Below are 763 nucleotides of genomic sequence, written 5' to 3' on the forward strand. Positions count from 1 at the left end.
GCGATGAGGTCGATGACCTCGGCACGAGTGGTGATGAGGCCGGAGGCAACGGCTCGGCGCTTCGTGACGTCCTTGTCGCCGACATCGACCATCTGGGCGGTTCCGGATGCGTCGACGTGGCTGAGTTTCATGCGATCTTCCACGTCAACAGCCTATCTCCCACAGCTGAGAACGGATCGTCTGCTCCCGCCTCCTCGGGTGAGACGAAGACGAGGTGCGTGGCTTCGGCATAGCTGTGGAGCAGGTGGGACCGGGAGTCGCCGACGAATTCGAGACCGGCGTCGGTGAGTCTGGCGCGGCGCACCTGCAGCTTTCCGGCCGGAGGGGCTTCGTCGAATCCGTGTGCCAGTCGGTGGAGGCCGGCCTCGCGGGGCGGTTCGTGGTCGGCCAGTCCGAGCAGGGCGGGCCGGATGAAGAGTTCGAAGCTGATGAGTGTGCTCACCGGGTTGCCCGGCAGCGCCACCCACGCATGATCGGCCAGGCGTCCGCAGCCCTGCGGTCCCCCGGGCTGCATGGCGATCGGTTCGAAGGTCATCGAAGAATCCGCATCGAGGTCGGCCGCGAGCTTGACGACTTCGTGCGCTCCCTTCGAGATGCCCCCGGTGGAGATGACGAGCTCCGCATCGCTGTCGCGGACTCGGTCGAGCAGCTGCTGTGGGTCGTCGGGGACGAACGCCGCCTCGGTATCGACGCCCAGGCGACGCAGCCCGGCGTTCAGCGTCACGGAGTTCGCGTCGTTGATCCCGGCGGCCGCCTCGGCGGC

1 protein-coding gene is annotated in these 763 nt (G+C 67.5%); it reads right to left on the reverse strand.

The window, feature by feature from the left end; all coding sequences use genetic code 11:
• Window positions 1-127 precede the first annotated feature (127 nt).
• A partial coding sequence (locus AD89_RS0117180) for a molybdopterin-binding protein (protein ID WP_025780826.1) occupies window positions 128-763 on the reverse strand: 636 nt, incomplete at its 5' end.

The organism is Brevibacterium sp. VCM10 (assembly GCF_000583215.1).
Taxonomy (GTDB): domain Bacteria; phylum Actinomycetota; class Actinomycetes; order Actinomycetales; family Brevibacteriaceae; genus Brevibacterium; species Brevibacterium linens.